Annotated in this window: 4 protein-coding genes and 2 pseudogenes; 2 read left to right on the top strand and 4 right to left on the bottom strand. The window is 67.0% G+C overall.

The window, feature by feature from the left end:
- Positions 1-105: 105 nt before the first annotated feature.
- Positions 106-1,071, bottom strand: coding sequence for a WYL domain-containing protein (locus tag ABZ880_RS51490; RefSeq protein ID WP_361278240.1), 966 nt, complete (start codon positions 1,069-1,071; stop codon positions 106-108).
- A gap of 92 nt (positions 1,072-1,163) precedes the next feature.
- Here ABZ880_RS51490 and ABZ880_RS51485 point away from each other — a divergent pair, with 92 nt between their 5' ends.
- Both ABZ880_RS51485 and ABZ880_RS51480 read left to right on the top strand, forming a co-directional pair.
- On the top strand, positions 1,164-1,529 hold the full coding sequence (locus ABZ880_RS51485; RefSeq protein WP_361278238.1) for a VOC family protein: 366 nt from the start codon (positions 1,164-1,166) through the stop codon (positions 1,527-1,529).
- A gap of 71 nt (positions 1,530-1,600) precedes the next feature.
- Positions 1,601-1,759 (top strand): annotated as a pseudogene (locus ABZ880_RS51480) (leucine zipper domain-containing protein); the annotation flags it as partial.
- Between the two features lie 49 nt (positions 1,760-1,808).
- Here ABZ880_RS51480 and ABZ880_RS51475 read toward each other — a convergent pair.
- From ABZ880_RS51475 to ABZ880_RS51465, 3 genes and pseudogenes are all read right to left on the bottom strand, one after another.
- A pseudogene (locus tag ABZ880_RS51475) lies at positions 1,809-2,090 on the bottom strand (ISNCY family transposase); the annotation flags it as partial.
- A 749-nt stretch (positions 2,091-2,839) separates the two neighbouring features.
- On the bottom strand, positions 2,840-4,987 hold the full coding sequence (locus ABZ880_RS51470) for an MMPL family transporter (RefSeq protein ID WP_361278236.1): 2,148 nt from the start codon (positions 4,985-4,987) through the stop codon (positions 2,840-2,842).
- Positions 4,988-5,480: 493 nt separating this feature from the next.
- Entirely contained in the window at positions 5,481-6,542 is a 1,062-nt protein-coding gene (locus ABZ880_RS51465) for a YihY/virulence factor BrkB family protein (protein ID WP_361278234.1), read from the bottom strand.
- Between the last annotated feature and the right edge of the window lie 160 nt (positions 6,543-6,702).

The raw sequence follows: 6,702 nt of genomic DNA, 5'->3' as shown, positions 1-6,702 counted from the left end.
TCCGGTCCGGGAGCAACGGCTCGATCCGCGCCCACTGCGCATCACTCAACGACACACCAGACCAACGATCCGATGATCTAAACGAAACGCCCTAGTTGTTGCGGGTCAGGACGTTGGTGACGGCGCATAGTGGTGGGCAAGATTGGTGGCGAGGTCGCGGAGGTGAGCCCTGGCTTCGGTGGGGCCGTGCACAGTGATGGCGCTCCCGAACGGCAGGAGTGCTCGCACGTCCTCCAGCTGCAGGAAGCGGATCGTTACCTTGCGGCCAGTGGCAGATTCTTCCTGGTCGTCCGGGGCGAGTCGTAGGCCGAAGATCCGTTGCGCTCGCTCGATCTGGGTGTGGTCGATGGTGGCGCTGACCTCTATCGCGTGGTTGTGCTCCCACTGATCAATGAGCGCTGCAGCGACGGTGGCCAGGGTCTGGCTCTCGCGGATCCGTCGTGGCTGGTCGACTTCTTTCCACGTCGTGATCCGTTCGAGTCGGTACATCCGTGGCTCTCGGGCACAGTCGGCGACGAGGTACCAGATGCCGGCCTTGGCGAACAGCCCGTAGGGATCCACGACCAGGTCGCGTGGGCATGACTCGCGTGGGCTGTCGTACGCGATCCGTAGCCGGCGGCCTCGCCGCACTGCGCCGATCAGCGAAGCCGGAGTCGTGCCGGAAGCTTGTGCCTGACGCCAGGGACGGCTGTCCACGTGCACTACGTCGGTGAGCGGCAGGAGCTCATGAACTCGACGTGGCTGTGTAGCGACGATCTTGGAGAGTGCACGCTGGCTTTCGGCCGATGCGTTGAGCTCCGCTCGTTGCTTCTCATCCAGCCCGGTGAGCGACAGATGATCACGCTCGTCCGGTGTGAGTCGCGTGAGGTCGAGCCCGGACCCGGGCGGCATGGTCACGCCTCCGAGGCGGCCCCGGTGTGCGGTCACCGGCAGACCGGCGTCGCGGAGCCAGTTCAGGTCTCGGGTGATGGTTCGAAGGGACACTCCGAGCGCTGAGGCAAGTTCCTGTGTGGTCACGGCATCCCTCGATGTGAGGAGCAGCATCAGGGTGAAGAAGCGATCTGGGGTCACACGCCAACTTTTTCAGGAATTGCGACATGATGCGGCGCATATCCCGGTCAGGCTGGTGGATGCGTACCTACGACCTGTGAGAAGGAACAACCATGACCCGATCTGTCGTGTCCATCGTCTACGTGAACGACGCTCCCGCCGCAGCGCGTTTCTACGGCGACCTCCTCGGCATGAGCCCCTCGTTCGAGACTTCGGGATACATCACCTTCGACCTCGGGCCAGGCGCTGATCTCGGTCTGTGGTCTGGCCAGTTCGAGGATCTGTCACCGGACGTCCCGCGCACCAGTGAGGTGTGCCTGGCCATCGACGGTGGACCCGACGAGCTCAACGCGATCTTTGAGCAGTGGAATTCCAAGGCGGTCACGATCCTGCGCGAGCCTCATGATGCGGGGTTCGGGCTGACCTTCCTCGCAGCCGATCCTGACGGGAACCGTATCCGCGTCGCACCGCGGGGCTGAAAGGCCGCAATGCGGCAGGCGCGCACCATAGGTGTCGCGCCTGCCGTCGTCTGACTTCGAGAGGACGACGAGTGCCCCACGCGAATGCGCCCCTGAGCGTCGAGGGCCGTAGGCGGCTCGTGAAGCGGTGCCAGACACGTGCCATCGCCCACGTCGCCGCTGAGATGGGCATCTCTCGCGCATGCGCCAGCACGTGGGTAAATCGCTGGCGGCTACACGGTGATGCGGGATAGCGAGGCCGGCCGTCGAGTCCGCACCGGAGTCCGAACGCGACTCCAGGAGGTTGCAGGCGAAGATCCCCAGTCCGGTCCCCGTCTGGGCGCCGGCCAGGCGTGGCAGGCGAGTGCGGCGAAGGCCGAAGCTGCGATTGAGGTGACTGATTCCCTCGACGCCGACCCTCCAATTGCGCATCCGCCGGAATCGGCGGCTCTGCTCGTACAAACCCCGCGCCTTCCCGGGCTTTCCAACGCGTTGCAGTCCGATCCGCCGGACACCGAGTCCGGCCGGGGAGAGATCGTTGGCCGCGGTGGCGAAGCCGCGCGGCGACGACCCTGCTGGTCGGCGGCATCACCTACCTGCCCACCGCCGAGGGCTGGGTCTAACTCGTCTGCCGGCTGGACCCGGTCGCTGGCGTGGTCGTCGGCTATGCCATGGCCGACATCACGGCGCCGAACTCGTTCTAGACGCCCTGGACTTGGCCTGTGGCCGCGGCCACCTGGAGCCCGGCTGTGTGATCCACAGCGATCGCGGAAGCGCATATACCTCGGCCCGATTCCTCGGACGGATAAGGGAGTTGGGCCTGCGGCAGAGCCGCGGATGCACCGGATCATGCTTCGACAACGCCGCCGCGGAGAGCTTCTGGACCCTGCTCAAGGAGGAGATCGGCGCCCGCACCTGGCCCAACGGGGCCTCGCTCACGCCGAGGATCTCAACTGTCGAGTTGCCAAGGTGGTTGATGCTGTCCTTGGCTGCGGTGTGGTGCGGCAGGTGTTCGGCGAGGAGGGGGTGTGGCGGGCTGCCTGGGCCGGTCGGGTCGGGGGGTGAGCCGTCTGCGTTGTGGTACTGACGGTGTGCGGGACTAGACGGGGGGCTGTCGCCGTGTGTGCGTGCGAGGCAGGCTTCACGGCCGCGGACATCACCACACCGGTGCAATGCGGCAAGGATGATGGTCGTCCCCTCTGCGGATGTCTTCGAGCGGGAGACGCGAGATGCGGGTGTCGTGCGGGCAGTGCGCACGGTGTACTCCCGGGATGGCCGCGATCCGCCGTTGCACGGCAAGGCCCGGCCGGCGACCGGGGGTGACTGATGGGTCAGCCCACGGGTGTCTTCGATGCGGGCTGTGCCTCTTCTGGGTGGGGGTAGGACGGTTGGACGCGCAAGGGGCGGGCAGCCCAGCCCGGGAGGTACCAGTTCCACGAGCCGAACAACGAGACGAGCGAGGGTACGAGCAGCATCCGCACGATGGTCGCGTCCAGGAGGATGCCGAAGCCGAGGCCGGTGGCCAGGGTCTTGAGGTCGGTGCCGGGACCGGAAGCGAGTGCGGCGAAGGCGAGGAAGAGGATCAGCGCTGCGCTGGTGACGAGACGGCCCGTACGGCCGACACCCTCGATGACGGCGGCGTTGGTCGATCGTGGGGTGTCGTACTCCTCGCGGATGCGGGACAGGATGAACACCTCGTAGTCCATCGACAGGCCGAACAGGAATGCGAAGACCATGAGGGGGATCCAGAACGTGATGGCGCCGGTGGCCTCGATGCCGAAGATCGCGTTGGAGCCGTGACCGTACTGCCAGAAGATCACCATCAGGCCGAGTGTCGCGGCCAGTGAGATCAGGTTGAGGAGCACCGCCTTGAGGGGCAGCAGCAGCGAGCGGAAGGCGCGCACCAGCAGCACGTACGTCAGCAGCGCGATGATCGTGAGCATCAGCGGGAAGTTGCCGTAGACGGCGTGCATGAAGTCGATCTGGGCCGCCCCGATGCCGGCGACGCCGACGACCCCGGGAAGGTTGTCCGTGGCGTGCTTGACCCGCTTGACCACGCCAATGCTCTTCGAGTTCACCGTCTCGTCGTCCGGGATGACCACGACAATGCTCTGTCCGCCCCGGTTGCCGGCCGGCCCGGAGGGCACGAGCGCCCGCTTCACGCCGTCGACCTTGGCCAGCTCGGCGGCCACCGGCTGGGCCCGGTCGGTGCGGACCAGGACCTCCATCGGGGTCAGCACGCCGGTCGGGACACCGCCACGTTCCAAAGTGGTCAGGGTCTCGTACGCCGGGCCGTTCTTTGCCAGCGATTCCGAGGAGGCGAGGCCGATCTTGACACCGAAAAAGACCCCGATCAGGGCCGCCAGCGCGGCGAGCGCGGCGCCGGCCGCGATCCAGCGGTGCCGCACCACGGCGGCGGTCCACCGGCTCCAGGCGCGGCTTGCCCGGTTCTCGTGGCGGATCTTGGGCCAGTCGACCCGCGGTCCGATGCCGCCCAGAATCGCCGGCGTCAGGGTCAGCGTCGTCAGCACGCTCGCCAGCGGGATGAGCGCCCCGCCGTAGCCCATGCTGCGCATGAACGGCACCGGGAGGACGACCAGGGCGAGCAGGCCGATGGCCACCGTCACGCCGCTGAACACCACCGCATGCCCGGCCCGTTCCATCGCGACCACGACCGCTTCGTGGTTGTCCCGGCCGTGGTCGCGCTCCTCGCGCCAGCGGGTGACGAACAGCAGCGAGTAGTCGATCGCCACACCCAGTCCGATGAGGGCGACCAGGAATTGCACGATGAACGACACATTGGTGGCGTAGGTGAGCGGCAGCAGCATCACGAAGGTCGCAAGGATCGACACCGCTGCTACCAGCAGCGGCAGCAGAGCGAGGAAGGAGGCGAAGACGAAGGCGAGCACGGCGAGGGCGCCGACGGCGCCGAGGAGCGTCTCTCCGAGCACCCCCGGCCCTCCGTTGTCGTCGCCTCCGGAGGCCAGAACGTCCTCACCCGTCACTCCGACCGTGGCGCCGGAGGGCGTGGCCTTCTCAGCCGCCGAGCGGATCGGATCGGTCAACAGCTTCTGACTCGGCGACGGGTTGAACCGGTAGAACACCAGCGCATAGGCGGTGCGGTCGTCTTTGGTCCGGAAGGCCTTGTCACCGGTGTTCGCCTCGTCGATCACCCGCACATTCGGGACCGCGTCGCCGACTGCTGTGAACACCCGGCCGACGTCGGCCTCGTGGCCGGAGATCGTTTGCCCGGCCGGGAGCGTGACCGAGACCAGGTAGGGACTGGTATCGCCGCCGCTGCCGAAGGCGTGCTCGATCTTGTGCGCCGTCACAGTGCCAGGTTGGCCAGGCAACGAGAAGTCGATCGTCATCCGATCCGTCGTCCGGCCGGCCAGCAACACGCCTGCAATCAGCACCAGGCCCCAAAAACCCACAACCGCCTTGCGATGCCGCAGAACGAACTCGGCCCACCGTCGCATACCGGCCACCCCCATGGCGTAGGTTGCGCGAGTCTAGCCCTCGGTCCCCTTCCTCCGCTATCAGGTAGATCGATGTGCTTTGATCCCCTCGGGCGGTAGTGCTGGCCGCCGTCACAGGTGTCGTTCTCGGGGTGCCCGGGCCATCGCGTCGGTGCGGTAGCGTCCATGGCCTCCGGCGGTGCTCATCCCACAGGCTTGCGGGGTTCGGCTGCCAGGCGTTGCGACGCGCTGGGCTTTGTCTCTTGGTGACGGCCGAATTCTGGCTCATCCAAGATTTTCCGTGAAACGGGTCATGAGGCTGTTGCGACTCTGTGTTGTCGGTGGTCTGCGGCAACGAGGGGAACTCGCTTGCGGAGCAAGGGATGCTTCTGGCTCAAGACCCACCTGTCGCTGGGCCAGTTGGAGCACTCCACCGGCAACCACCACGACCGCACCGCGTGGGCGTGCACCCTCCCGCCGGACTGGGACAGGCCCGCGGCGATGCTCCACCACCTCAGAATTCAAGGCGACGGCGGTCCTCCTCGTCCCACGTGCGGGTGTCGCGCGGCTCGACGTACGGCTCCGCCTCGGCCGGATGGCCGCCCGCGACGGCCCGCTGGCGGGCCAGTTCCGCGTCGACCTCCAGGCCCAGCAGGATCGCCAGGTTCGTGATCCACAGCCACACCAGAAAGACGATCACGCCGGCGAAGGTGCCGTAGGTCTTGTTGTAGGAGGCGAAGTTCGCCACATACAAAGCGAACCCGGCCGAGGCGACCATCCAGATCACCAGCGCCAGGAAACTGCCCGGCGTGATCCAGCGGAAGCCGCGCACGCGCGCGTTCGGTGTCGCCCAGTACAGGATTGCGATCATGATCGTGACCAGGAGGATCAGCACGGGCCACTTCGCGATCGACCACACCGTCAAGAACGTGTCCCCGACCCCGAGCGTAGTGCCGGCCTGGCGGGCCAGGCTGCCGGTGAACACCACGATCAGCGCGCTGATCACCGCCAGGACCATCAGGACCGCGGTCACACCGACGCGGACCGGGAGCACCTTCCACACCGGGCGGCCCTCCGGGACGTCGTAGACGGCGTTCGCGCTGCGGATGAACGCGGCGACATAGCCGGACGCCGACCACACCGCGAGCACCAGACCCACGATCGCCATGATGGAGCCGAGGCCGGCGTTGTGCTGCAGTTGCGTGACTGCGTTACCAAGAACGTCCCGCGCCGCGCCCGGGGCGAGCTTTTGGATGTTGTCCAGCACCTGCTGCGTCGCCGACTGTCCGACGAGGCCGAGCAGCGAAATCAGCGCCAGCAGGGCCGGGAACAGCGCCAGGATCCCGTAGTAGGTCAGCGCCGCCGCCCGGTCGGTCAACTCGTCCTTCTTGAACTCCCTCACGGCGCCCTTCAGCACCGCCGCCCAGGAGCGCTTGGGCAGATCCGTCGGAGTGTCCGGCGCCTGCCGCTCAACCTGCTCATCCGGCCCGGTCTCACGGGCCCGCGCGACATCGGCCTCCTGGCCGGCCGCAGCGTGTCCACCGTGCCTTCCATGCCCCTTCAACGTCCGTACCATTGCGCCCGGGTATCCGGCCGGGGCACCAGCCATGCCTGCAATTCATGACAAATAACCCCTGTTTGCTGGGGAAGGGTAAGCCGGACACGGGGGTCGTGCTGTACGCGAGTCCGTGTGGTGGCGCAGCTGGCGGAGAGCCGTTAGACCCTGGGGTGAAGGC

The organism is Streptomyces sp. NPDC047043, assembly GCF_040644055.1.
Lineage (GTDB): Bacteria > Actinomycetota > Actinomycetes > Streptomycetales > Streptomycetaceae > Streptomyces.
Note: the sequence above shows the minus strand (reverse complement) of the source record. Positions and strands in the feature narration are given on the sequence as shown.